This window comes from Clostridium liquoris, assembly GCF_002995785.1.
In the GTDB taxonomy this organism is placed as follows: Bacteria; Bacillota; Clostridia; order Clostridiales; family Clostridiaceae; genus Clostridium_AO; species Clostridium_AO liquoris.
The window spans coordinates 62,469-87,606 of the sequence record NZ_PVXO01000052.1; the positions used below are offsets into that span (position 1 = coordinate 62,469).

Below are 25,138 nucleotides of genomic sequence, written 5' to 3' on the forward strand. Positions count from 1 at the left end.
TCCCAAATTATATTTTATCATTCCAGCCCAAAATATTCATTACAAAAAAATTACAAAACCCTCATTCAAAAGCAAATAACAAAATAATAAAGTATAAATAATAAATATTGAAATGATTTTTTTCTGTAAAAATCATTTTATAAATTAAAAGAAATTCCCCTAAAGGAATTTCCTCAATATCTATTACCTATTATTTATTATCTATTACTTATTATCTATTATCTATTCTTTAAGTGTTCTCATAGAATTGACTACAGCAATTAGCGATACTCCTACATCAGCAAATACTGCTTCCCACATATTAGCCATTCCTAAAGCGCCTAATATAAGGACTAAAAACTTAACCCCTAAAGCAAATATTATATTTTCCATAACAATTTTTCTAGTTCTTTTAGCTACATTAATTGCTGTTACAATTTTTGAAGGTTCATCTGTCATAATTACCACATCAGAAGCTTCAATGGCTGCATCAGAACCCAGTCCCCCCATTGCAACACCAATATCTGCTCTTCCTAAAACTGGTGCATCATTTATGCCATCCCCTACAAATAGTAAATTTCCTATTTTGTTTTTGTATAGTTCTTCAAATTTATTTACCTTATCCACAGGAAGCAATTCTGAATATATTTCATCTATCTGAAGTTCCTTTCCTACCTTATCTGCTACAAATTTACTGTCCCCAGTAAGCATTACTACTTTATTTACTCCAATTTTCTTTAATTCTTCTATAGCTTCCTTTGAATCTTCTTTGATTTCATCAGAAATAATTAAATATCCCCAGTATTCATTATCTACTGCTACATGTACTACTGTGCCATAGCTGTCTATTTCTCTATACTTTATATTTTCTTTTTCCATGAGCTTCTTATTTCCCAAGAGTAGTTGTCTATCTTTAACCGTGGCTCTAATACCATAGCCTGAAATTTCTTCATAATTCTTTATAGCATCTTTCTCTACAGCTTTTCCATAATACTGAAGAATTGATAGTGCAATTGGATGATTAGAAAAACTTTCACCTAGAGCTGCTATTTCTAATAATTCATCTTTATTGACACCCTCCATGGATACTATTTCAGTGACATTAAAGACTCCTTTAGTTAAAGTGCCTGTTTTGTCGAATACAACTGTATCCACACTATTTAAAGCTTCCAGATAGTTTCCTCCTTTAACTAATATACCTTTTTTAGAGGCTGCACCTATCCCCCCAAAGAATCCTAAAGGTACAGATATAACCAGGGCACAAGGACAAGATATTACCAAGAATATCAAAGCTCTATAAAGCCAATCTGAAAAAACAGCCCCTTCTATTACAAGTGGTGGTATAATTGCCAAAGCTACTGCTGCAAATACCACTACAGGTGTATAATACTTTGCAAACTTTGTTATAAAGTTCTCTGTGGGTGCTTTCCTGCTGCTAGCATTTTCAACTAAATCTAATATTTTAGTTACTGTTGATTGTTCATAACTTTTAGTTACTTCTACATTAATTAAAGATGTGTTATTTATAAAACCTGATAGTATTTCACTACCCTCTTTTAACTTTCTCTGTACTGATTCCCCTGTTAAAGCGGAAGTATCTACAAAAGTTTCCCCTTTTATAACTTTTCCATCAAGAGGTACTCTTTCACCTGGTTTTACTATTATTATATCTCCTACCACTACATCTTCTGGTGATAATTTTACTATATGATTTTCCCTCTGAACATTTGCAAATTCAGGTTTAATATCCATTAAAGATGATATGGATTTTCTTGAACGATTTACTGCATAATCCTGAAATAACTCTCCTATTTGATAAAAAAGCATAACTGATACTGCCTCTGGATATTGTTTAATAGCAAAAGCTCCAATAGTTGCTATGACCATAAGAAAATTTTCATCAAAAATTTCACCTTTTCCTATGTTTTTCAGGGCTCTTAATATAACATCTCCACCTATTAAAATATAACTTAGAAGATATATTGAAAGCTGCAGTTGTGGATTATTCTTTAAAAATCCAGCTGTAATAACAGCAATTGAACCAGCAATAATTCTTATTATCTTTCTTTTATTTTCAAAGCCTTCAGAGTTATCTTCATTTTCTATATTATTGCTTCTATTCTTTTCCAAAACTTTTACATTTGGTTCAAATTTATTTATAATGTTTTTAGTTTGTAATAAAACTTTTCCCTTATCTTTATCTTCTTTTAAATTGATAGTTAAAACTTTACTAACAAAATTCATAGAAGCATTGTCCACTTCTTCTAATTCATTTATGCCATTTTCTATCTTGGAAGCACAATTAGCACAATCTAACCCTTCTAATACAAGCTCTAATTTATTTACTGATTCCATAACCCTCTCCTCCATCATATTAATATATGAATATATGTTCATGTATTAATATTAATCTTTTTTTCATAATATGTCAATGATTTTTATAAAGGATATTTTAAAATCCAAGCCTCATACATTAAGTAAAGAAGAAGAAAATATTATGGCTTCTGTTTCTGAATGTCTAGAAGCGCCTGGAAACATCTATAGTATATTGTCTAACGCTGATATTACGTATGAATAAAGGCCTACCAACATAGTATTGCTGGTGGCCTTTCCTCTTTTGGGGTCAATAATATATATTTAACTTGCTTCCAATATTTACATTCAATTGATTTTATTGTATTATACTAAATATATGCAATTTATTTAAATATTAGAAGGGAGCTTAACATGTCTAAAATAAATGTTAAATTATTGAATAAAATTATTATAATAAACCTTTTCATCATTATTATATTTACATCATGCAATTTTGAAGAATCAACTGAACAACACATAGATAAATATTTAAGTAGAAATTATTCAAAGCTAGTATTAGATGGCAATGATGATTTTTCTTATTTTAAATTACTAGATAAAGATTTGAAAAGAAATGAAGTGTTTTTAACCGGTGAGATTCATGGAACAACTATGAATACAGAACTAGAATTGAGTTTTCTTAAATACTTAAAAGAAAAAGCAAATATAAAATACTATTTATCCGAATTATCTTATAGTGATGCATATTTTTTAAATAAATATTTAGATACAGGAGATGAAAATATATTAAAAGAATTGTTCGAAGAATTAAAAGACACTCCTGGATGTACTAAGGAAACCTATAACAAATGGATAAAAGTATACGAATTTAACAAGGCCTTGCCAAATGACAAGAAAATAAAAGTAATAGGAATTGATATAGAACATCAAGAAAATATAGCAATTCATTGTATGTATTCCTTAATACCTAAAAATGAATCGCCAAAAAAAATAAGACCATTGATAAAGAAATTACAGGACGTCTATGAAAATAATGGTGTTACTGCAAAATTTGCAAAGGATTTTTCATTAGATTTAAAAAAAGATATTTATGGTTGTAATTAAAAATTCTCAACCAATGGAACCAATTAAATAATTTCGGGTAAAAAAATAGTGAGTGCAATCTTTTATTCCTTTGACTAAAAATTGTATTCACTATTTTTTATGTAGAGGTTATTATGATTATAGAAAATAGACTTATTTAAAAGCTATTTGCTTTTTCTTTAGCTTCCATTATAGCTTTCTCAACAATAGCATTGATATCATTTCCAATGATATCTAGACCATCTGCTGATATGGTTGTAAAATCAGTTATTCCTAAGAAAGCAAATATTGTTCTTAAATATCTGTCACCCATTTCAAAGGATGCAAAAGGTTCAGTATTATAAATTCCTCCTCTTGCGGTAATATTAATTGCTTTTTTACCTGTGCATAAGCCTACAGCACCTGTTGCAGTATACTTAAATGTGATTCCAGTAACAGTAATATAATCAATATACGCTTTAAGTATAGCTGGGATGCCTAAGTTCCATAGTGGTTCTGCAATTACGTACTTATCAGCCTCTAAAAACTGATATGCATATTTTAATATTGGATGGTCTTTACCAGTACCTGGTGCAGGGACATGTAATTCATTAAGTTGTCCAAATGGAAGAGCTGCTACTCCTTCTTTGTATAAATCCAATGTAATAATTTCATCATCTGGGTTAAGTCTTTTATATTCTTCTATAAAACTGTCTGATATTTTGAAGGTTCTTGATTCTCCTTCTTCCTTTGCATTTGCTTTGATATACAATACTTTACTCATTTTCCTATCCCCTTTTGCTTTAAATTTAGTTGATTTTTAATATGTATTATGACATAATGGTAATACATACATAGCTTATTAGCAAGTAGGCACTTAATTGTATCATAGTATCAAAAAAGGTACTTAAAATAATGAGGTGATAATATGGCAATTGATAAAAAAAGACACGAAGATTGTTATATGAGTGAAAAATGTGAAAAGTATGATGTTTGTCCAATGGCTCTGGTTCAAAAGCTCTTGTCAGGTAAAAGAAAAATCTTGATACTATGGTATTTAAGCAATAAAGTATTGAGATTTAATGATATAAAGAAAAGATTGCCGGATGTAACACAGAAAATGCTTACTCAACAGCTAAGAAGTTTGGAAGAAGATAAGCTTATTTTTAGGCACGTTTACCCCGTTGTTCCACCAAAGGTAGAATACGGATTAACCGAACTTGGTAAAAAGGTCATCCCCATACTTGAAATGATGCATGAATTTGGAGCAGAGTATTTAGAACTTAGTCTTAAAGAACATGATAAAGAATCTGATATTGAATAAATAAAAAATTCGTCTTAAATCTTAAGACGAATTTTTTATTTAACTTTTCAATTTTTACTTTTTAATTAGAGCCACTGCTTCTTCAATTGTTATAGTTTCCTGATTTCCAGTATGCATATTTTTAAGTGTTACTTTATTATCACTTACTTCATCAGGTCCTATTAATATAACAAATGGAATGTTTAGTTTGTCTGCATATCCAAACTTCTTACCTACTTTAGCATCCTCAGAATACATTTCAGCAATTATTCCATTTTCTCTAAGTTTACTAGCAATGTTAATTGACTGTTCTATACAATTATCCATAGGAATTACTAGTACCTGTGAAAGAGTTGAAGATGCATTTTCTCCTATGATTTTTGCTTCTCTTAATTGATAAAATAATCTAGTTAATCCAATTGATATACCAACTCCAGGCAGCTTCTGTTCAGTGTAGTATTCTGCAAGATTATCGTATCTTCCACCAGAACATACGCTTCCTATCTTTGGATAATCATCTAAAATAGTTTCATATACTGTTCCTGTGTAGTAATCTAATCCTCTTGCTATAGTTAAATCTATATTGAAATTCTTTTCTGGTACATTAAAACATCTTATATAATTAACAACCTGAGTAAGCTCCTCTAATCCTTCTTTAAACATTCCATTTTTTATACCTAAATTATTTAGGGAAGCTATTATCTCATCATTTTTGCCTTTTATATTGATGAACTCCATTATTCTTTCTACTGCTGAATCTTCAAGTCCTAAGTTTTTAAGCTCTTCAACTACAGCTTCTTTTCCTATTTTATCTAATTTATCTATAGTCCTTAGAATGTCTACTTTATTTGTAACATCCAAAGATTCAAAGAATCCATTTAAAACTTTTCTGTTATTTATATGAATTGTAAAGGATTCAAATCCAAGATCCTTAAAAGTATTATAGATGACAGTTGGAATTTCGGCATCATTTATAATGCTTAACTTTCCATTGCCTATAATATCTATATCACATTGATAAAACTCTCTAAAACGTCCCTTTTGGTTTCTTTCTCCCCTGTAAACCTTAGCAATATGATATCTTCTAAATGGGAAGGTTAAATCATTGAAGTGCTGAGATACATATCTTGCTAGTGGCACTGTTAAATCAAATCTTAAAGAAAGATCTGTGTCACCTTTCATAAATCTATATATCTGTTTTTCAGTTTCTCCGCCGCCCTTTGCTAAAAGTATTTCTGACTTTTCTATAGCTGGAGTATCTAATGGTATAAATCCAAACTTTTCATAATTATGTCTTATAATATCCATCATTTTATTAAAAATTAATTGATCTGCTGGTAATAATTCCATAAAACCTGGTAATATTGATGGCTTTACAATATCCTTACTCATTTTATCTCCTCCATTGCTTTAGTGTAGTAAATTATTAATATTTTACCTTAGTTTAATAATATATTCAAATATTTTCTAATTAATTATATCCCTTTAGCTTAATATTATAACATAGAATTTTTTATGTGAATAGTAAAGCATGTTTAATTATCCATAAATAACTTAAACATGCTAATAAATTACTTTTTATTCTAATCTTTTCAAAAATTTAATTTTATTTTTCCCACCAGCCGAAAGCTACAATAGTTTTAATAGCTTCATTACTAGAACCCCTTAGAAATAATACAAAATTTCCACCAGGAGGTATTATTAATTTTCCATCTTCTTCAGATGCTAAAGTAGTATTAGGTGGAACAATTCTATCATATATATTAACTCCACCAGAAGGGCTTCCTTCGGTAGACTGTACATATTCTAATAAAACCTTTTGCCTAGGTTGCGGTTCTAAAGCTGTGTTAGCAGGTGATACGGATGAAGAAATAGCTAAATCTCCTGGTGGGTTTGTATTTAACCAAATTTCAGCAGTTATTATCCCTGTAGAAAAATTGGAAATTGTTAATACATTTACAAATAGATCTTTACAGGAATCCCTTGGGTTTACTAGTGCTGCCCATGCATTACTGCTATTACTAACAAACAATGATGGAGTTTGCCCTATAAAATATATACCTTGTAAAGATTTATATAATGGATTTGGAATACTAACTACTTGTTGTAATGGTTTTGCAAATTGCTGATAATCATAAGATTCATTTTTATCCAACATAGTAACACATCCTTTTAACTATAGATTACTCAAAATACTTGATTTGATTATATTATATGAATTCATTGAAGAAAGTGTTTATATTTTAGAACTAGTATTGATTGATACCTTTTATAAAATATTTTTTGAAATAAAAAAACTAACCTACTATTAATTCAGTTAGTCCTTTTTAAATACAAATTTTCTATTAATTTATACGTATAACAGTTAAACTCAAATAGTATCATATAATTATTATCCGTAAAATATATAATATTTTCGTTACAATAGCTTTATTCACTCATTCGTTTTGAAAATGCTTCTATAAAAGTATCGATGGCTTTTAATCTTCCTTTAATTTTTAAGCCAACATTTATTCTCTCACATATATCACTTAAAAGACTTTGTATGTATTCATCTCTTACAATTATAGTTTTAGGCTTACCTATTTTCATAATATAATTAATTAGCATATTAAATATTGTGTCAACATCTTCATCATCTGGCGTAAGTATATTGCACCCAAGTATAGCTTCAGTTCTGCAATCTGCTAGAATACACATCCTGGTAATAATAGGTTTATCATATTTTTTATCATTTATTACAGAATTTAAGTATGCTATATCAATTTCCAGCTTCTCATCAATTATTTTTTGCTTATTAAGCCTAGCAACAAGGACCTCATCTTGTAATACTGGTACACGATACTTTCTTTGTGGGATAATTGTAGGTGTCTCATAATTTATCCATAATTTAGTTTCTTCATCATATCTGCGTAATAAGGTATTCCCTGCCTCAAAATCTACCTTAAGACCTTTGTTTATAGCTTTTAATGCCATGTATAAATGCTTAAATACTTCCGTTAGCTCTACAACTTGTTGTTCATCTAATATATAAGGTTCATATCCTTTTTGAAACTTTTCAAAATAAATCCAATTATTTTTGCCACGAAATTTTAATCCTAAATCCTTTATAACTTTATACTCTTTTCTAGTCAAATCATCCCTATTACCAAAGAAGCACATCATATTATTTTGATAACGTATTAGCTGCTCTTGTGGAATATCTTTATTATCTACTATTTTATAAAAATCATTAATTGCATCAAATCCTACATAAGTTCCTATAGCAAAACACTCTCCACCTCTTCCCATAATGCTACAATAATAAGGCTCCTTTTCATAAGAAGACACTATTGTTATTACATCTAAATCCCATAAATACTCCCAAGGCTTTAATTCCTTAATCTTTATTGCAATATCATATAATCCTCTCCACTGTTCTAATTTAGCTTCTTTCCTCATATTTTTCTACTCCATTCATTCTATATTATATGTATGATCCTCTATTGATCTTTTTAAATTCCAATAAAATAATTATAACATAAGCCAGTGATATTAAAAGTATCATTGGCTTATGTTATAAAGTTTACATATTCTTTTATTAATATCTAAGTTTCCCAATATCCTTTCTAAAATACATGCCATGAAAATCTATTTTACCCATGTCTTCATAAGCTTTCTTTATACTGTGTTCTAAATTGTTTTCTACAGCATAAGTACATAGAACTCTTCCACCATTGGTTAACAGGTTTCCTCCTTTAAATACCCCTCCGGCTATAAATGAATGAACTTCTTTTGGCATATTTATTTTAAAGCCTTTTTCGTACTTTCCAGGATACCCTTTAGATACTGCTACCACACAACAAGAATGACTATTTTTCCATTTTAAATCAAAGGAAGAAAGCTCATTATTTAAAGAAGCTTCTATGAGTTCAATCAAATTGCTGTCCATTAAAGGTAATACTGCTTGGGTTTCTGGATCTCCCATTCTAACGTTATACTCTAAGAGATAAGCTCCATTTTTAGTTATTATTACACCAAAGAATACTATCCCCTTATAATCAAAATTTTCTTCCTTTATTCCTTTTAATGTTGGCTTCAATATATTTTCATTAAAATCTTTCATAACTTCTTCAGTAACATATGGATTTGGGGCAATTGCACCCATACCTCCTGTATTTGGTCCTTTGTCTTCATCATAAATCTGTTTATGATCCTTTGAGGATACGAAGGGTAATATAACTTGTCCATCGGTTATGGATAATATTGAAGCTTCTACTCCCACTAAAAACTCTTCTATTACTACTTTTTTCCCTGCATCCCCAAATATATCTTCTACCATGAATTTTGTTATCGTATCCTCTGCTTGGGAATAATTCTCACATATAACTACTCCTTTGCCTGCTGCTAAACCATCTGCTTTTATTACTATTGGATAATTACATACTTCTAAATACTCTAAAGCCTTATCTCTTTCATAGAACACTTCATAGTCAGCAGTTTTTACCCCATACTTTTTCATAAAATTCTTAGAAAAAGACTTACTTCCCTCTAAAGCTGCTGCCTTTTTACTGGGTCCAAAGATTTTTAAATCTCTTTCTTTAAAATAGTCCACTATCCCATTTACTAAAGGGACTTCTGGTCCTACAATTGTTAAGTCTACTATATTTTCTTCTGCAAAATCTGCTAAAGATTCTATTTGTTCTATATCTATATTTTCGCATTTATCCATTAATGCTGTACCACCATTTCCTGGTGCACAGTATATCTTTTCTACCTTAGGATTCTGTGCTGTTTTCCAAGCTATAGCATGTTCTCTACCGCCATTACCAACAATTAATATTTTCAAAATAACACCCCTTTATTACAATTAAGAACTAAGGACTAAGAGTTAGTGTTTAAAGTGTCTTATCCCTGTAAACACCATAGAAATTCCCTGTTTATTGCATTCCTCAATGGATTCTTCATCTCTAATGGAGCCCCCTGGTTGTATTATTGATTTTATTCCGTATTTTGCTGCTTCTTCTACCACATCTTTAAATGGGAAAAATGCATCTGAAGCCAATACTACTCCTTCTTTAGCTCTGTCTAAAGCCTGTGATGCTGCCCATATTCTATTTACTTGTCCTCCACCAATGCCCACAGTTTTACCATCCTTAACTACTACAATGGCATTGGATTTTACGTACTTAACTACTTTCATACCAAATATTAAGTCCTTCATTTCCTCTTCACTTGGCTTATTTTCCGTTACAACTTTAATTTCATCTATTAATTTATTGTCTGAATCTTGAAGTAATATTCCTCCATCTACTTTTGCCATTTCAAATTTGTCTTCAGGTTTTACATCACATTTAATAACTCTTAAATTCTTCTTAGATTTTAATACCTTTAAAGCTTCTTCTTCAAAATCTGGGGCAATTACTATTTCTAAAAATATTTTTACTAATTCTTCAGCAGTTTTCTTATCTACCTTTTTATTAAATGCTATAATACCACCAAATATAGAAATAGGATCACATTCATAAGCCTTTAAGTAAGCATCTACAACTGAACTTCCAATAGCTACGCCACAAGGGGTATTATGCTTTAATCCACAACAAGCAATTTCATCAAACTCATTGACTACCTTCCAAGCTATATCCATATCCTTTATATTGTTGTAAGATAATTCCTTGCCATTTAATTGAGTGAAATCCTTCATAGCCCCCTTATCAGCATTGGAAACATAATAAGCTGCACTTTGATGTGGATTTTCACCATATCTTAAATCCATTTGCTTTTTATAGGATAAAGTTAAGTACTCTGGATAATCATCTTCTAACAAAAAGTTGCTTATAGCAGCATCATAAGAAGACATGAGATTGAATACCTTACCTGCTAATCTTTTTCTAGTGTTATAATCTATTTCATCATTATGTTCTAGTTGTGCTTTTATATCATCATAATCATTAATATCAGTTAACACTACAACATCTTTAAAGTTTTTAGCTGCAGCTCTTATCATAGTTGGTCCACCAATATCAATAAACTCTACCTTTTCATCAAAAGATAAATCTTCCTTAACTTTTTCAAAGAAAGGATATAGATTTACAATAACCATATCTATAGGCTCAATTCCCTTGCTTTTTATAGTATCCATATGTTCTTTATTATCTCTAACAGCTAAAATTCCACCGTGAATAAAGGGATGAAGAGTTTTAACCCTGCCGTCTAAAATTTCTTCAAATCCTGTTACTTCAGAAACTTCTTTAACTTTAATTCCATTTTTTTTTAAATGCTTGTAGGTTCCTCCTGTGGATATTATCTCCACGCCTCTATGTTGTAAAAACTTACTTATATCTAGTATTCCTTCTTTATTATAAACGCTTATTAAAGCTCTTTTTATCAAACCAAACAACTCCTTTTCTTAGGAATTAATAATAACTTTTCTATGAATTATCTCTATTTTATTTTCTATAAAATATTTTATAGCTTCCAATAAAGCCACATGTTCTTCTACTAAAACTCTCTTTTGCAAAGTTTCTGCTGTATCCTCTGTTAAAACAGGTACAGCTCTCTGCAAAATTATAGGCCCTGTATCCATGCCGCTATCTACAATATGCACAGTGCAGCCAGATACTTTAACTCCATATTCTATAGCTTTCTCGTGAACCTTTATTCCATACATTCCCTTCCCAGAAAAGGAGGGGATTAAGGAAGGGTGGATATTTATGATGTTATTTGCAAATCTATCTATCAAGTTTCCTTTTAAATGGGACAGCCATCCAGCAAGTACTATTAAATCCACCTTTTCCTCTACTATTTTAAGTATTTCATCAGACAAACTTTCTCCATAGGTATTTTTATCTAAAACATAGGTTTTTATATTGTTATCCTCTGCTCTTTTAAGAGCATATATATCTTCTCTATCGCTTATTACCATTTCTATAGAGCAATTTAGATAACCTGAATTAATGTTATCTATAATGGATTGAAGATTGGTACCGCCGCCAGATACTAGTACTGCAATTTTAAATATATCTTTCATTAGATGTGTCCCCCTTATATTATCTATTGAATAACTACCTTACCTTCACCATTTTCCACATGCCCTATTTTATAAGCTCTTTCTCCCATTTCTATTAATACTTTTATAATTTCTTCTTCATCTTCTTTATTTACACATAATACAAATCCTATGCCCATATTGAATGTATTAAACATTTCTTTTTCATCTAAACCTTGATTTTTCATATATTTAAAAATATCTGGCATAGGGAAACTGTTTTTGTATATTACAGCATTTAAATTATCTTTAAACATTCTAGGTATGTTTTCATAAAAACCGCCCCCAGTTATATGAGCCATACCCTTAATATTGAATTTCTCTAATAAACTCAGAACTGGTTTTACATATATTTTTGTAGGAGTAAGTAATACTTCTCCTATATTTTTTCCATTAAGATCTATACTTAAATCTTGAATTAGCTTTCTAACTAAGGAATATCCATTACTATGCACACCTGAAGATGAGATACCTATTAAGCTGTCTCCCTCTTTAATAGTACTTCCATCAATTATTTTATCCTTTTCCACTACTCCTACAGCAAAACCTGCTATATCATATTCTCCCTCACTGTAAAAGCCTGGCATTTCTGCTGTTTCTCCGCCTATTAGGGCAGATCCTGCTTGGATACAGCCTTCGCTTACACCCTTTACTATTTCCGCTGCCGTTTCTCCATTAAGTTTTCCACAGGCTATATAATCAAGAAAGAATAATGGCTTGGCTCCATGACATAAAATATCATTTACACACATGGCAACACAATCAATTCCAATGGTGTCGTATTTGTTCATTTCAAAAGCAATTTTAAGCTTTGTGCCTACGCCGTCAGTACCTGATACTAATACAGGATTGTTGTATTGTCCTAGTTCGTACATGCCTGCAAAACTGCCTATTCCGTTTAACACCGCTGGTGTAATAGTTTTACTTGTATATTCCTTCATTAGTTTTACGGATTTATAACCTTCCTCTATATTAACCCCTGAATCCTTATAACTAATCATAATAGACTCCTTTCAAAACTATTTTTCTAATCTTTCTTTTGAAACTTCAATTGGTGCAGATATTGGATATTCCCCTGAAAAACATCCTAAACAGAAACCCTTGTCTTTATCTAAAGAATTCAATAATCCATCTATACTTATATACCCTAGACTATCTGCCCCTATTATATTTTTCATTTCTTCTACTGTCATATTACTTCCAATTAATTCATTTCTATAAGGAGTATCTATGCCAAAATAACAAGGAAACTTTACTATAGGTGAGGCTATTCTAAAATGAATTTCCTTTGCTCCTGCTTTTCGTAAAATCTCCACAAGTCTTTTGCTTGTGGTTCCCCTTACAATGGAATCATCTATAATTATTACCCTTTTACCTTCTACATTTGCCTTTAATGGATTTAATTTTACCCAAAGTGCCTTTTCTCTCATTTCTTGAGTTGGAGTAATAAAGGTTCTGCCTACATACTTATTTTTAATGAAGCCTGTTCCATAGGGTATGCCCGAAGCTTTAGAATATCCTATAGCAGCAGGTATGCCTGAATCCGGTACTCCAATGACTATATCACCTTCTACAGGATGTTCCTTATACAACTCTTCTCCTGCTCTAACTCTTGACTGATAAACATTTATTTCATCTATAGTACTGTCCGGTCTTGCAAAATAAATATATTCAAAAGAACAGGTTTGGCTTTTAGTTCTTTCTGCAAAGTTTATACTCTTTATTCCATCCTTATCTACAATAACTATTTCTCCAGGACAAACATCCCTTATAAATTCTCCACCAATGGTATCTAGAGCACAGCTTTCTGAGCATAGAATATAACTATTATCAAGTTTTCCTATACATAATGGTCTTATTCCATTTGGATCTCTTACTCCTATAAGCTTGTCCTCAGTAAGTATAACTATAGCATAGGACCCCTTCACAGCTTGGATAGCATCTACTACTGCATTTTCTATTCCTTTTTTTGCTCCCCTAGAAATAAGATTTAATATAACTTCTGTATCAATGGAGGTTTGAAATATAGCTCCGCCTTCTTCTAATAGTTCTCTTATAACATCAGCATTTATTAAATTTCCATTATGAGCAATAGCTATTGAGCCTAATTTATATTTTCCTACAATTGGTTGTGCATTATTTTTATTACTGCTTCCTGTAGTGGAATATCTAACATGACCTATAGCTCCTATACCCTCAAGGTTATTTAATATATCAGAATTAAATACGTCACTTACAAGTCCCATATCTTTATAACAAGTCAGCTCTTTTCCATTGGAGGAAACAATACCTGCACTTTCTTGTCCTCTATGCTGCAATGCATATAATCCATAATAAGTAATGGCTCCTACCCGAGATTTTTCTCCAGAAAAGATTCCAAAAACTCCGCACTCTTCTTTGAATTTATCTAATTCAAAATCAAACATTTCTTTTCTCATAACTATTTTCCTTCATTAATTCTATTTAATATTTCAATATAAGCTTCTTTTACATTGCCTAAATCTCTTCTGAATCTGTCCTTATCTAGCTTTTCATTAGTTTTAGCATCCCAAAATCTACAGGTATCTGGAGAAATTTCATCTGCAAGTATTATTTCACCATTAAATCTTCCAAACTCTAATTTAAAATCTACTAATTTTATATTTTCTTTTATAAAAAATTCTTTTAATATATCATTTATTTTTGAAGCCATAGCATAAATTTTCTTTAATTCTTCGAAAGTAGTAAGACCTATAGCAACTGCATGATAATCATTGATTAGTGGATCTCCTAGATCATCATTTTTATAAGAAATCTCAAATACTGTTGTTTTTAATTCTGTTCCCTCTTCCACTCCTAATCTCTTACTCATGCTTCCTGCTGCAATATTTCTTACTATAACTTCAAGAGGAACTATTTCTACCTTTTTACATAATTGTTCTCTTTCATTTAGCTTTTTTTCAAAGTGAGTTTTGATTCCCTTTTGCTCTAATAGTGTAAATAAGCTAGAAGTTATTGCATTATTTAATACTCCCTTATCTTCTATCTGTCCCTTTTTAACTCCATTAAATGCTGTAGCATCATCTTTGTAGTATATAATTACTTTGTCCTTATCCTCTGTTGAATAAACCTTCTTTGCTTTTCCTTCATAAATCATTTCTTTTTTTTCCATTATAAATCCACTCCCTTTTCATTTTCTTCAATAAAATTTTTCTTCATGGTTTCTCTATACTCAATTAATTTTTTTCTTATTTCTGGATACTTTAAAGAAAGCATTTCTACTGCTAACATTCCAGCATTATAACTATTATTTATTCCTACTGTTGCTACTGGAATTGATTTTGGCATTTGAACTATTGAAAGAAGGGCATCTAATCCATTTAGAGCTGCATTTATTGGCACCCCAACAACTGGAATGATTGTCTTTGAAGCGATAACTCCTGGTAAGTGAGCTGCAAGTCCAGCTCCTGCTATTACGCATTCACAATTTTCATTTTCTAATTTTATTAAGGTTTTTTCCAATTGTTCCGGTACTCTATGAGCTGATAAAATAAAAGCTTCAAATTCTATATTAAATTCTCTTAAAGCCTTTGCGGCCCCCTTCATAACTTCGCTGTCTGACCTACTTCCAAATATTATTGCTACCTTCATATTCTTCCCTCCAATAATATTGAATATGTTTTTGATAACTATATAGTATCATAAGAAAACGAAATTATCAATACAATATCTAAACATTTTATTTAATTGTTCGCACATATGTGTATTTAATTCCATAACAATAAATTATTATTCGTATTTATCTGCAAATTAAAAAATTTTAAATTAAAGATTTTCTGTAGAGTAACGGAAGAAAATCATCCTCATTTATTCTTTGTTATTTTTTATTTATTATTTAAAAAAATTGTGTATAATATATATAAACTATATAAACAAAAAATACATTGTAGGAGATGATTAAGTGTTTTTATTTGATAAAAGAGTGGACGAAAAGATAATTAATGAGATTTCTGAAATTATAGATACATATCCAGAAGAAATGGAAGAGTGTTTCCTGCCTAATGATGCTAAAATGATATGGTATCTTGGCGGAAATGAAGATTTAGATGCAAAATTAAAAAATGAATTAGAAAATTTTGATCTTCATAAATTATTCGACCCTAAGAAAACTACTCTATCACAATGCCTGCGTGAACACATAAAGGTCAGAAAATCATTTTTTTTTGCTTTAAATAATATTAAGCAAGGTCAAAATATTTATTATAATACAGCACTTTTAGATTTTCTTAAACAGAAAGGAAAAATGTTTATAGATAATTATCTTGCAGGTTTCCAAAAATCTGCTAATCACTACTATAAGAAAAAAATTAGTAAAGGAAAAGTACCTGAATATAGGGATTTATTTGCATGGATACAAGATGATGAACTATATTTATTAGATAAGCTCTTCGTATATTTTGGAACTTATAAAATTCCACTAGACAATATTATTTGTTATTACGAAAATGATGACATAGCAAGAACCGTATTAGAGTATGTAGAAAATGGCGAAAATAAATCTATGACATTTAACTTAGGTTCTTATGGCATAATAAAAGAAATAATTCCTTTTAAAGCCAAAGAAATTGTTACCTAAAAAAGGGGAATATTTTCCCCTTTTTTATATATTATAAAACCTTTCTTAGTTTTTCAGCTTCATATTCCTTTATAAACTTATTATTACTATCATCTCTTACTATAATTCTAACTACATTTTCTTGTATCTTAAGAACCTTTCCCTTTAATTTACTCCCTATAATATTTACAGGAGTGCCATAGTCAAGTTCTTTTAAGCTTTCTCCATTGCAATATTGGCATTTTTCATTGCTTGTTAAAACTCTTTTACATTCAGTACAATAATAAAGTTTACCCATTATTTATCCCTCCAATAAAATTAGTCTATTTACTATATTCTATATTTTCTGAATTTTTCCTTCTAAAATAATATAAATTTTACAGCAAAGTATATTATTTACTCGAAACGTATTACATACCTAAGATATAAAATTTAAGTAAACCGGGTATTTCCCTTATAAAGCCAATCCTTTCATGGGATTTGTATGGGGTTACATATACACCAGAAAAACTAGCATCTATACCTACTTTTTGGGCCATTAAAGATGCTCTTTTTAAATGATACTTATTTGATACTATAATAGCTTTGCTAAAACCTCTACCCTCCATTATTGTCCTTGAATTCACTAAATTTTCCATAGTAGTTTTAGATTTATCCTCTTTTATTATAAATTTCTCTTTTACCCCTTTATCTATAAGATACCTTTTCATAGCCTCCGCCTCAGAAATATTTTCCCCGGGGCCCTTTCCTCCTGAGACTATGATATATCTAGCATAACCTTCTTTAAATAATCTATATCCTTCCTCTATCCTCCATTGAAGAAAAGGACTTGGAGTTTCACCATATACACTGCAACCTAGCACTATTACACAATCTGATTTTTCCCCTTTAGAATTTTTCCCAAAACTATAAATGCTAATTGCCAAAGCTAAAGTAACTACAACTCCTAAAGAAAATATACAAACTATTATTTTCCCAAATACTCTCATACCTTCCCCACTTTCTTATATTATTGATAATATGCAAATTATAATAATTCAGATTCTAAGGTTTCTTCATCTAATATTTTTATTGTATTCTTATAAAAATCTATAATTCCTTCTTCTCTCATATTTATCATTTCCCTTGAAAGGGAGGGCCTTGGTACACCTAATTCTTCCGCCATTTCCTTCCTTGAAACACTAAGATTTAATGTAAAACTTTTTTGTTTTTTACTTTCTTCTAAAATATAGTTACATAGTTTTTGTCTTATACTCTGATAGGATAAACTCTTTACTTTTCTATTTAACATAAATATTTTATTTGATAAAAGTCCCATAAAATTATTTAGTACCTTGGTGTGATCGGTACATAATTTAAGCATTTCCACCTTTGAAATGAACATTATATAGGATGTACTTACACAAAAAACCGTTGCAGGATACTTTTTTACATCTGAAAATAAGATTACCTCACCAAAGGTATCCCCCAGTTCTAATCTGTTGATGGTTATAGTCTTTCCTGATGCAAATATTTTTTGTACTTCTACTATTCCCTGTATTACTATTCCTATGCTGCTGCAAAGATCTTCTTCAATAGCTATGGTCTCACCCTTATCATATGAAGCCAGCCTATAATTTTTCTCTTTTATGACCTTAGAAAGCTCCTCTTCATTTAAATCTTTAAATATTGAAGACTTTTTTAATGCTGAACTGATTTTATCCATATCCAATTCCATATTATAACACTCCTATATCTACTATCTACTATCTATTACCTATTATCTATTACATGGTAACCTTTGTTACTGACCTATATATGTAATTTTAATATAATAAAGCCATAAAATCAACGTAGAAAGTTATAGGAGGTAATTTATTATGCTGAGAAAAATAGTTCATATAGAAGAAAGTAAATGTAATGGCTGCGGATTATGCGCTAATGCATGCCATGAAGGTGCTATAGAAATGATAAATGGTAAAGCAAAGCTTATAAGCGATGAATATTGTGATGGCTTAGGAGATTGTCTTCCAGAATGTCCTACTGGTGCAATATCCATAATGGAAAGAGAAGCTGAAGACTATGATAAAGAATTGGTTCAAAAGAAAATGAAAAAGAATAAAACAGAAGCAAAACCTTTACCTTGCGGATGTCCTGGAACTGCAGCTAAATTGATTCAAAGAACTCCATTAAAGAAAGCAGCTATGCCTAAAGGCGAAAATATATGCTGTACTAATAATGAATCAGAATTAAGACAGTGGCCAGTTCAATTAAACTTAATCAATACAAAAGCTCCATATTTAAATAATGCAGATTTACTTGTGGCAGCAGATTGTACTGCTTATGCTTATGCTGATTTCCATAAAGATTTTATAAAGGATCATATAACAGTGATTGGCTGTCCAAAACTTGATGATAATAAATACTATGAAGAAAAACTTACTGAAATACTTAAATTAAACAATATAAAGAGCATTACCGTAGTTAGAATGGAAGTACCTTGCTGTGGCGGCATAGTATCTTCATTAAAAAATGCCATGTTAAAATCAGGAGTAATTGTGCCTTATAGAGAGGTTATTATATCTACTGATGGCAATATTATTTAATTAAAATTCAATACTGCATTAATGAAGTCATATCTAGGAAATTTCCACTTGGAAGTTTCCTATTTTATTATTACAAAATATTTTTATCAATTTACCTTTAAATTGTATGGATTTGGTGGTAAAATGTGTATATTATGGATAACATCTTATTATATTTGTTATTCGTTTACTTGGGGGGATAAATTTATGTTAGGCTATATTAATGAATCAATACAATCGAATATTGTAATTGATACACTAAAAGAAAAGGATTTCTATGTAAATTTAGATGCATCACCTATTGATAGTATGTTAGATCTTCTAATAGAGGGTTTTGCTTTATGCAAAATAGTTCTTGATAGTGAGAATAAACCCTATGATGCTATATTGGTTAATGTTAACAAAGGTTTTGAGAATATAACTTCGATAAAAAAAGAGAATATATTAGGAAAAAGCTTACGGAAATCCTTTTCCAACCATTTAGGTATTTTAAACACATTGATTAATATATTTAGTGAAGTTGCTTTAGTGGGAAAAGCTATAAGTTTTGTAACTTATTCTACAGTACTAAATAAAAAACTCAAGATAAATGCTTTTTCTCCTAAGCAGGGTGAATTTGCTGTTTTTTTTGCCATTTGTAATGAAAACAAACAAACTAAAATAATGACATATAATATAGATAATTTAAAAAAATTTAACTGGAAGTTCATGGCCTATCATGATCCTCTTACTACACTGCCTAATAGAAGATTTTTGACAGAAAAACTTAATGAAGAACTGGACTTGGCTAAAAAATATAATTATGCATTTTCTATTATGTTTCTAGATATAGATAATTTTAAATGTATAAATGACAGCTTAGGTCATGAAGTTGGTGATTGTATATTAAAAGAATTTTCATCTAGACTAAAAGGTAATATCAGAAATAATGATACAGTTTTTAGACTTGGTGGAGATGAATTTATAATATTTTTAAAGATAAAAGATAGGTTAAGTGATATAACAAAAATAGCTGATAGAATTGTAAAAAGCCTTGGTGTACCTTTTAAATGCGGAAGCAAAGAAATATTACTTACCTCAAGCATTGGTATAAGCATTTACCCTGAGGACGGTGCTGATATTACTACTCTGCTTAAGCATGCTGATAAAGCAATGTATGATGCAAAGAGACAAGGTGGAAGCTATTTTAAGTTTTATAACAGTTCATTACTTTCTTCCAACCCTTAACAAATATGAAAATAAGGCCTTACCAAGTAAAGCCTTATTTTTGATTTTCATATATAACTTTGGGCAGTTATTTAGGTAATATAGCAAATCTAATTATAAACAATATTGCCAACACATACACTATTGGATGAACTTCTTTTCCTCTTCCAGTAACCAGTTTTACTATTGGATAGAATATTAATCCTGATGCTATTCCATTAGCTATACTATAACTAAATGGCATAATTGCTATGGTAAAGAAAGCTGGTAATGCTTCTGTAAAATCATCAAAATTTATTTTTGTTACTGCTCCCATCATTAAAACTCCTACTATTATAAGAGCCGGAGCTGTAGCTTCTGCTGGGACAATACCAACTAGTCCAGTAAAGAACATAGCTAGTAAAAACAATATCCCTGTTACCACGGAGGTTAATCCAGTTCTTCCTCCTTGTGAAATACCTGCAGTAGATTCCACATAAGTAGTAACAGTACTTGTACCAAGTAATGCTCCTGAAGCAGTGGCAACTGCATCTGCCATAAGAGCTTTATTCATATTCTTCATTCTTCCATTTTCATCTAGCATGTTAGCTTTTTGAGCTGTACCAACAAGAGTTCCTATTGTGTCAAACATATCAACTAAACTAAAGGATATAACTACCATTAAAACATTTAATATGGCTCCTGCTATTCCACTATTTCCAATATTCAATAAACCTTTTAAATCTAGTTTTAAAAAAGTAGGCGCAATAGAAGGTGGTGCACTTACAAGATTGTGTAAAGGAACTAACTTTGTTATGCCCAGTGGAATACCTGCCAAAGTAGTTAAGAGAATTCCTATTAATATAGAGCCTTTAATATTTCTCGACATCAATATTGCTGTAATTGTAATACCTATTAATGTCAATATAGTATGAGGATCCGTAAAGTTACCAAATCCAACCAAAGTAGCTGGATTTGCAACTATAATGCTTCCGCTTTTAAATCCAATTAAAGCAATAAATAAACCTATTCCACCTGAAATTGCAAGTTTTAGGTTTTGAGGTATTGCATCCACTATTTTTTCTCTTAATGAAGTAAGAGTAATTATTATAAACAATATTCCTGATATAAATACTGCTGCTAAAGCCTGCTGCCATGTATACCCTAATGTTAAACAAACACTAAATGTGAAAAATGCATTTAATCCCATACCTGGTGCCTGAGCAAAAGGCACATTAGCATAGAATCCCATTATAAAAGTTCCTATAGCTGCTGAAATACATGTAGCTGCAAATACCGCAGCAACCACACTATCATTTAATGCATTAATTCCCGCCTTTACTGCTGCATCTCCTAAAAGGCCCTGTTCATTCATACCTGCCTGCATCAATACCCCTGGGTTTACAAATATTATATAAGCCATTGTAATAAAAGTTGTTATTCCTGCTATAATTTCTGTTTTAACTGTTGTATTGTTTTCTGATAGCTTAAAGAAAGAATTTAAAAATGAAGCTTTCCCATTATTACCATTAACATTCTTTTGTTTCAACTGATCCATTATAATACCTCCATTAATGTTTATGCCATTACGAATATTAATATTATTATTACAATATAATATTAACATTTTTAAAATAGCAAGTCAATACACTTTTTTATTTCATCCAAGAAACGTTCGTGTATAATGCACATCTTTGGATAGCTTATTATATAATGTTCGTTTTTTAAGTAATAGATAATAGATAATGAAAGAATTTTTTTACAAATTAAAAAATTCTAACCTTATTTATAATTTATACTTTATTATTTGAATCTTTGCTGCTCTGTACTCTAAAAAAAGATGAAATCAGCCCTGCTGATTTCATCTTTTCACATTACTTATTACTTATTACTTCTTACCTATTACCTACCTAACCGCTGCCTTTTTTAATTCTTCTACTGGCTCATCTTCTACCCATTGATTATTTTTTATCTTAGTAAAATACATCTTAGTTTCACTTACTACTATGCCGCTAAGCCCAACAAGAGCTATTAGATTTGGTATAGCCATAAGACCATTTACTATATCTGCAATTACCCATATTAAATCTAACTTTAATATAGAAAGTCCTCCTATTGCAACTATTCCAATAAATATATATCTATAAGGTTTTATGCCCTTAACTCCAAATAAATATTCCGTACATCTTTCTCCATAGTAGTTCCATCCAAGTATTGTAGTAAATGCAAAGAATAAAAGGCCCACAGTTATTATAAATTTACCTAATGATGCAATTGGCATTCCATTAGTAAAGGCTGCATTAGTCATAGCAGCTCCTGCTAAATCTGATTTCCAAGTTCCTGTAAGAATTAAAGTTATTCCTGTCATGGTACATATAACTATAGTATCAATAAAAGTACCTGTCATAGATATAAGTCCTTGACGTACACAGGATTTAGTTTTTGCCGCTGCTGCTGCAATTGGAGCACTTCCAAGTCCAGATTCATTAGAGAATACCCCTCTAGCTACACCATTTTGTATAGCCTGCCTAACCGTAGCACCTAAAAATCCACCTACAGCTGCTGTAGGCTTAAAGGCACTATTAATGACCAATGCTATTGCTGCTGGTACTAGTTTAATATTTACTGCCAATATTACCAATGAGGCAGCCATATAAAGTATAGCCATAAAAGGGACTATTTTTTCTGATACCTTGGCAATACTCTTTATTCCTCCTAAAGTAACCATAGCCACTAAAATTGTAATTATTATTCCTGTAACTATAACAGGCACACCATAGGAATCCATTAATGAATCAGACATAGCGTTGATTTGGGCAAAGGTACCTATTCCAAAATAAGCTACACCTATTCCAAATACAGCAAAGATCTTTGCTAGCCATTTATTTCCCAATCCTCTTTCTATATAGTACATTGGTCCGCCGGACATTTGACCATTTTTATCTGTTACTCTATACTTTACCGCAAGTAAACCCTCTGCATATTTGGTAGCCATTCCAAAGAATGCCGCCACCCACATCCAAAATAAAGCTCCAGGTCCTCCTGCTTTAATTGCTGTAGCCACACCTACAATATTTCCTGTACCGATTGTTGCTGCAAGAGCAGTACACAAAGCTTGGAAACTAGTTACATCTCCTACTCCTTGGCTATCCTCATCTTCTTTTGAAAAAAGATATTTAAATGCTAATGGAAGTTTTCTTATTTGAAGAAATCCTAGACGTACAGTTAAATAAATTCCTGTACCCACAAGTAATATTAGTAGAGGTGCCCCCCATACTATTGAATCGATTTTGCTAAAGATTTGAATTAATTTTTCCACTTTCCCATCCTCCTATTATTTTAGTTTGGACAGAGGATGAATAGATACAACGCAAATAAAATAGAGGTCTTCTCAAAAAAATGATAGACCTCTGGATTACAGTTCTATTCTCTGTCCTTTTACCTGAGAGTTTCATTGGGATATCCCAACTTGCTCCTTCGGTGCTCATTTAAGAGTCTCTCCAGAGTTTCGTCCAATAACAGTCCTCCCCATAAATAATGGTACCTGAAAGATTAACATCTTCGGTGGGCTTTCGCCTCTCTCCTGTTACCTTCATCCGAACTTCCTTATCAAATTATTTATAATTTTAGCACTTATATATTAAAAATGCAATAGGCTTTTTTGCTTACATTCATTATTTCCTATGAATATAGTTATTTAATCCTTTAGCCAATGGAAGAGCTAATGCTATGCCCACTACCACCTCAATAATATTCCCTGGTACCTCTGCTAAAGCTATTGTTAAACTTTCGCTTAAGCTTGCAGTCTGTACATAAACAAATCTTGTAATTATGACATTAGCTATATAATAAGCTCCAACCATCCATACTCCAGCACAAACAAAAGCCAATATATTGTTTTTTAAGTTATTTCCATAATAATTATCTCTATAAGCTATTCTTGCAGCAATATAGGCCATAGCACCTTTTATTACTAATGTAAATGGTGCCCACACTGCATAACCTCCAAGTATATCTGCCAAAGACATACCTAATGCTGCCGCTATGGTACCATTTCTTTTTCCAAGAATTATAGCTGCTAAAAATACCATACTATCTCCTAAGTGAGTGTATCCTATAAAAGTAGGTATTCTTATAGTCATAGTAACAGCACAAGTAGCTGCCATCATTAGTGCAATATACACCATATCTGATGTTGTTATTTTACTCCCCAGTTTATTTTCCATAGCATTTATCCATCTCCTTATTGCAATTTTATCTTTATTGCTATTATAAACAACTATATAAATATTTCAAAATGTATGGGTACAGTTTTATGGTAAATATATAAAGCAAAACACCCTACCAAAGATAGAATGTTTTGCTTATATTATCTAGAAAGGCAATTGATTTTTAAGCTGTTTCAGAAACTGAGTTTGCTTTATCAGTTCTCTTCTTCGCTGACATTAAGAATATTGCAAGTACTATTATTGATACTATGATTCCAACAGGATATCCTATTGCTGTTGACATTTTAAATCCTTCTGGTGCAACTATAATATAAGTTACACTCACTGCTGTCATAAATACTGCTGGTATACTTGCAAGCCAATGATTCTTACCAATATGAACTAAATACATAGCCGATGTCCAAAGCACTACTGTAGCTAATGCCTGATTTGACCATCCAAAGTATCTCCATATAACGTTAAAATCTACTTGTGTTAATACGTAGCCAATAACAAATAAAGGTATACTAATCATTAATCTATTTTTGATTTTTTCCTGTTTAAAGTTAATTGAATCTGCTATGGTAAGTCTTGCACTTCTAAAAGCTGTATCTCCTGAAGTTATTGGGCAAGCTACAACACCAAGTATGGCAAGAGCTCCTCCTACTTTCCCAAGTAGTGAATTACAAATAGTATTTACTGCCCATGCTGCATTATTATTATTAGCTACCATAGCTTCATTTAATTTTGCAACTCCATCTGTTCCATGAGGCCCTGCGAAGAAGCTCATAGCTGCTGCTGCCCAAATTAAAGCTACTATTCCTTCTGCTACCATAGCTCCATAAAATATTCTTCTACCTTGCTTTTCACTGGTTACACATCTTGCCATTAATGGTGACT

Annotated in this window: 25 protein-coding genes and 1 riboswitch; of the genes, 6 read left to right on the forward strand and 19 right to left on the reverse strand. The window is 30.8% G+C overall.

The genetic code is table 11. The annotated features are described in order from the left end of the window. Nucleotides 1-222 precede the first annotated feature (222 nt). Nucleotides 223-2,334: a heavy metal translocating P-type ATPase gene (locus CLLI_RS10000; protein WP_106064073.1), complete on the reverse strand. Its 2,112-nt coding sequence runs from the start codon at nt 2,332-2,334 to the stop codon at nt 223-225. Nucleotides 2,335-2,410: 76 nt separating this feature from the next. On the opposite strand from CLLI_RS10000, the gene CLLI_RS10005 reads away from it, so the two are divergent. After that, nucleotides 2,411-2,557 carry a hypothetical protein gene (locus CLLI_RS10005; protein ID WP_341457008.1) on the forward strand — a complete coding sequence of 49 codons (147 nt, stop codon included), beginning with the start codon at nt 2,411-2,413 and terminating at the stop codon, nt 2,555-2,557. Between the two features lie 149 nt (nt 2,558-2,706). Beyond that, entirely contained in the window at nt 2,707-3,399 is a 693-nt protein-coding gene (locus CLLI_RS10010; protein ID WP_106064075.1) for a TraB/GumN family protein, read from the forward strand. Nucleotides 3,400-3,535: 136 nt separating this feature from the next. Here CLLI_RS10010 and CLLI_RS10015 read toward each other — a convergent pair whose 3' ends face one another. Then, entirely contained in the window at nt 3,536-4,141 is a 606-nt protein-coding gene (locus tag CLLI_RS10015; protein ID WP_106064076.1) for an FMN-dependent NADH-azoreductase, read from the reverse strand. A 144-nt stretch (nt 4,142-4,285) separates the two neighbouring features. Here CLLI_RS10015 and CLLI_RS10020 point away from each other — a divergent pair, with 144 nt between their 5' ends. Next, the gene (locus CLLI_RS10020; RefSeq protein WP_106064077.1) at nt 4,286-4,681 is read left to right on the forward strand and encodes a winged helix-turn-helix transcriptional regulator; all 396 of its coding nucleotides are present in this window, start codon (nt 4,286-4,288) and stop codon (nt 4,679-4,681) included. Nucleotides 4,682-4,735: 54 nt separating this feature from the next. On the opposite strand, the gene hisS is transcribed toward CLLI_RS10020, so the two are convergent. The 10 genes from hisS to purE form a co-directional block, all read right to left on the reverse strand. Continuing rightward, complete coding sequence (hisS, locus tag CLLI_RS10025) at nt 4,736-6,052, reverse strand: histidine--tRNA ligase (RefSeq protein ID WP_106064078.1); 1,317 nt, start codon at nt 6,050-6,052, stop codon at nt 4,736-4,738. A 214-nt stretch (nt 6,053-6,266) separates the two neighbouring features. Then, the gene (locus CLLI_RS10030; protein ID WP_106064079.1) at nt 6,267-6,818 is read right to left on the reverse strand and encodes a DUF6143 family protein; all 552 of its coding nucleotides are present in this window, start codon (nt 6,816-6,818) and stop codon (nt 6,267-6,269) included. Between the two features lie 272 nt (nt 6,819-7,090). Continuing rightward, nucleotides 7,091-8,101 carry a DUF7309 domain-containing protein gene (locus tag CLLI_RS10035; RefSeq protein ID WP_106064080.1) on the reverse strand — a complete coding sequence of 337 codons (1,011 nt, stop codon included), beginning with the start codon at nt 8,099-8,101 and terminating at the stop codon, nt 7,091-7,093. Nucleotides 8,102-8,240: 139 nt separating this feature from the next. After that, nucleotides 8,241-9,488: a phosphoribosylamine--glycine ligase gene (gene purD, locus CLLI_RS10040; protein ID WP_106064081.1), complete on the reverse strand. Its 1,248-nt coding sequence runs from the start codon at nt 9,486-9,488 to the stop codon at nt 8,241-8,243. A gap of 42 nt (nt 9,489-9,530) precedes the next feature. After that, complete coding sequence (purH, locus tag CLLI_RS10045) at nt 9,531-11,030, reverse strand: bifunctional phosphoribosylaminoimidazolecarboxamide formyltransferase/IMP cyclohydrolase (protein WP_106064082.1); 1,500 nt, start codon at nt 11,028-11,030, stop codon at nt 9,531-9,533. A gap of 18 nt (nt 11,031-11,048) precedes the next feature. Further along, a complete protein-coding gene (gene purN, locus CLLI_RS10050; RefSeq protein WP_106064099.1) occupies nt 11,049-11,660 on the reverse strand; it encodes a phosphoribosylglycinamide formyltransferase in 612 nt (203 codons plus the stop codon). A 32-nt stretch (nt 11,661-11,692) separates the two neighbouring features. Continuing rightward, complete coding sequence (gene purM / locus CLLI_RS10055) at nt 11,693-12,688, reverse strand: phosphoribosylformylglycinamidine cyclo-ligase (RefSeq protein ID WP_106064083.1); 996 nt, start codon at nt 12,686-12,688, stop codon at nt 11,693-11,695. An 18-nt stretch (nt 12,689-12,706) separates the two neighbouring features. Beyond that, the gene (gene purF / locus CLLI_RS10060; RefSeq protein WP_170063704.1) at nt 12,707-14,113 is read right to left on the reverse strand and encodes an amidophosphoribosyltransferase; all 1,407 of its coding nucleotides are present in this window, start codon (nt 14,111-14,113) and stop codon (nt 12,707-12,709) included. Between the two features lie 14 nt (nt 14,114-14,127). Then, nucleotides 14,128-14,838, reverse strand: coding sequence for a phosphoribosylaminoimidazolesuccinocarboxamide synthase (gene purC, locus CLLI_RS10065; RefSeq protein ID WP_106064085.1), 711 nt, complete (start codon nt 14,836-14,838; stop codon nt 14,128-14,130). Then, complete coding sequence (purE, locus tag CLLI_RS10070; RefSeq protein ID WP_106064086.1) at nt 14,838-15,317, reverse strand: 5-(carboxyamino)imidazole ribonucleotide mutase; 480 nt, start codon at nt 15,315-15,317, stop codon at nt 14,838-14,840. Before purE ends, purC begins: the two co-directional genes overlap by 1 nt. A gap of 310 nt (nt 15,318-15,627) precedes the next feature. Between purE and CLLI_RS10075 the strand changes: the two genes are divergently transcribed. Beyond that, nucleotides 15,628-16,302, forward strand: a complete 675-nt coding sequence (locus CLLI_RS10075) for a hypothetical protein (RefSeq protein ID WP_106064087.1) — start codon at nt 15,628-15,630, stop codon at nt 16,300-16,302. Nucleotides 16,303-16,333: 31 nt separating this feature from the next. On the opposite strand, the gene CLLI_RS10080 is transcribed toward CLLI_RS10075, so the two are convergent. The 3 genes from CLLI_RS10080 to CLLI_RS10090 all read right to left on the reverse strand — a co-directional run bounded on the left by CLLI_RS10080 (nt 16,334) and on the right by CLLI_RS10090 (nt 17,986). Then, complete coding sequence (locus CLLI_RS10080; protein ID WP_106064088.1) at nt 16,334-16,579, reverse strand: hypothetical protein; 246 nt, start codon at nt 16,577-16,579, stop codon at nt 16,334-16,336. A gap of 112 nt (nt 16,580-16,691) precedes the next feature. Then, the gene (locus CLLI_RS10085; protein WP_106064089.1) at nt 16,692-17,270 is read right to left on the reverse strand and encodes a YdcF family protein; all 579 of its coding nucleotides are present in this window, start codon (nt 17,268-17,270) and stop codon (nt 16,692-16,694) included. Nucleotides 17,271-17,308: 38 nt separating this feature from the next. Further along, complete coding sequence (locus CLLI_RS10090; protein WP_106064100.1) at nt 17,309-17,986, reverse strand: Crp/Fnr family transcriptional regulator; 678 nt, start codon at nt 17,984-17,986, stop codon at nt 17,309-17,311. Between the two features lie 154 nt (nt 17,987-18,140). On the opposite strand from CLLI_RS10090, the gene CLLI_RS10095 reads away from it, so the two are divergent. Together CLLI_RS10095 and CLLI_RS10100 are read left to right on the forward strand one after the other, a co-directional pair. Beyond that, on the forward strand, nt 18,141-18,866 hold the full coding sequence (locus tag CLLI_RS10095; protein WP_106064090.1) for an ATP-binding protein: 726 nt from the start codon (nt 18,141-18,143) through the stop codon (nt 18,864-18,866). Between the two features lie 186 nt (nt 18,867-19,052). Then, a complete protein-coding gene (locus CLLI_RS10100; RefSeq protein ID WP_170063702.1) occupies nt 19,053-20,072 on the forward strand; it encodes a GGDEF domain-containing protein in 1,020 nt (339 codons plus the stop codon). A 67-nt stretch (nt 20,073-20,139) separates the two neighbouring features. Here the strand turns inward: CLLI_RS10100 and CLLI_RS10105 are convergent, their stop codons facing one another. The 4 genes from CLLI_RS10105 to CLLI_RS10120 form a co-directional block, all read right to left on the reverse strand. Further along, the gene (locus tag CLLI_RS10105) at nt 20,140-21,588 is read right to left on the reverse strand and encodes an NCS2 family permease (protein WP_106064092.1); all 1,449 of its coding nucleotides are present in this window, start codon (nt 21,586-21,588) and stop codon (nt 20,140-20,142) included. 348 nt (nt 21,589-21,936) lie between these two features. After that, complete coding sequence (locus CLLI_RS10110) at nt 21,937-23,349, reverse strand: alanine/glycine:cation symporter family protein (protein WP_106064093.1); 1,413 nt, start codon at nt 23,347-23,349, stop codon at nt 21,937-21,939. 101 nt (nt 23,350-23,450) lie between these two features. Then, a riboswitch (glycine riboswitch) is annotated at nt 23,451-23,544 on the reverse strand. A 160-nt stretch (nt 23,545-23,704) separates the two neighbouring features. Next, nucleotides 23,705-24,256 carry an ECF transporter S component gene (locus CLLI_RS10115; RefSeq protein ID WP_106064094.1) on the reverse strand — a complete coding sequence of 184 codons (552 nt, stop codon included), beginning with the start codon at nt 24,254-24,256 and terminating at the stop codon, nt 23,705-23,707. A 166-nt stretch (nt 24,257-24,422) separates the two neighbouring features. Beyond that, on the reverse strand, nt 24,423-25,138 hold a 716-nt coding region (locus tag CLLI_RS10120; RefSeq protein ID WP_146127090.1), incomplete at its 5' end, for a carbon starvation CstA family protein.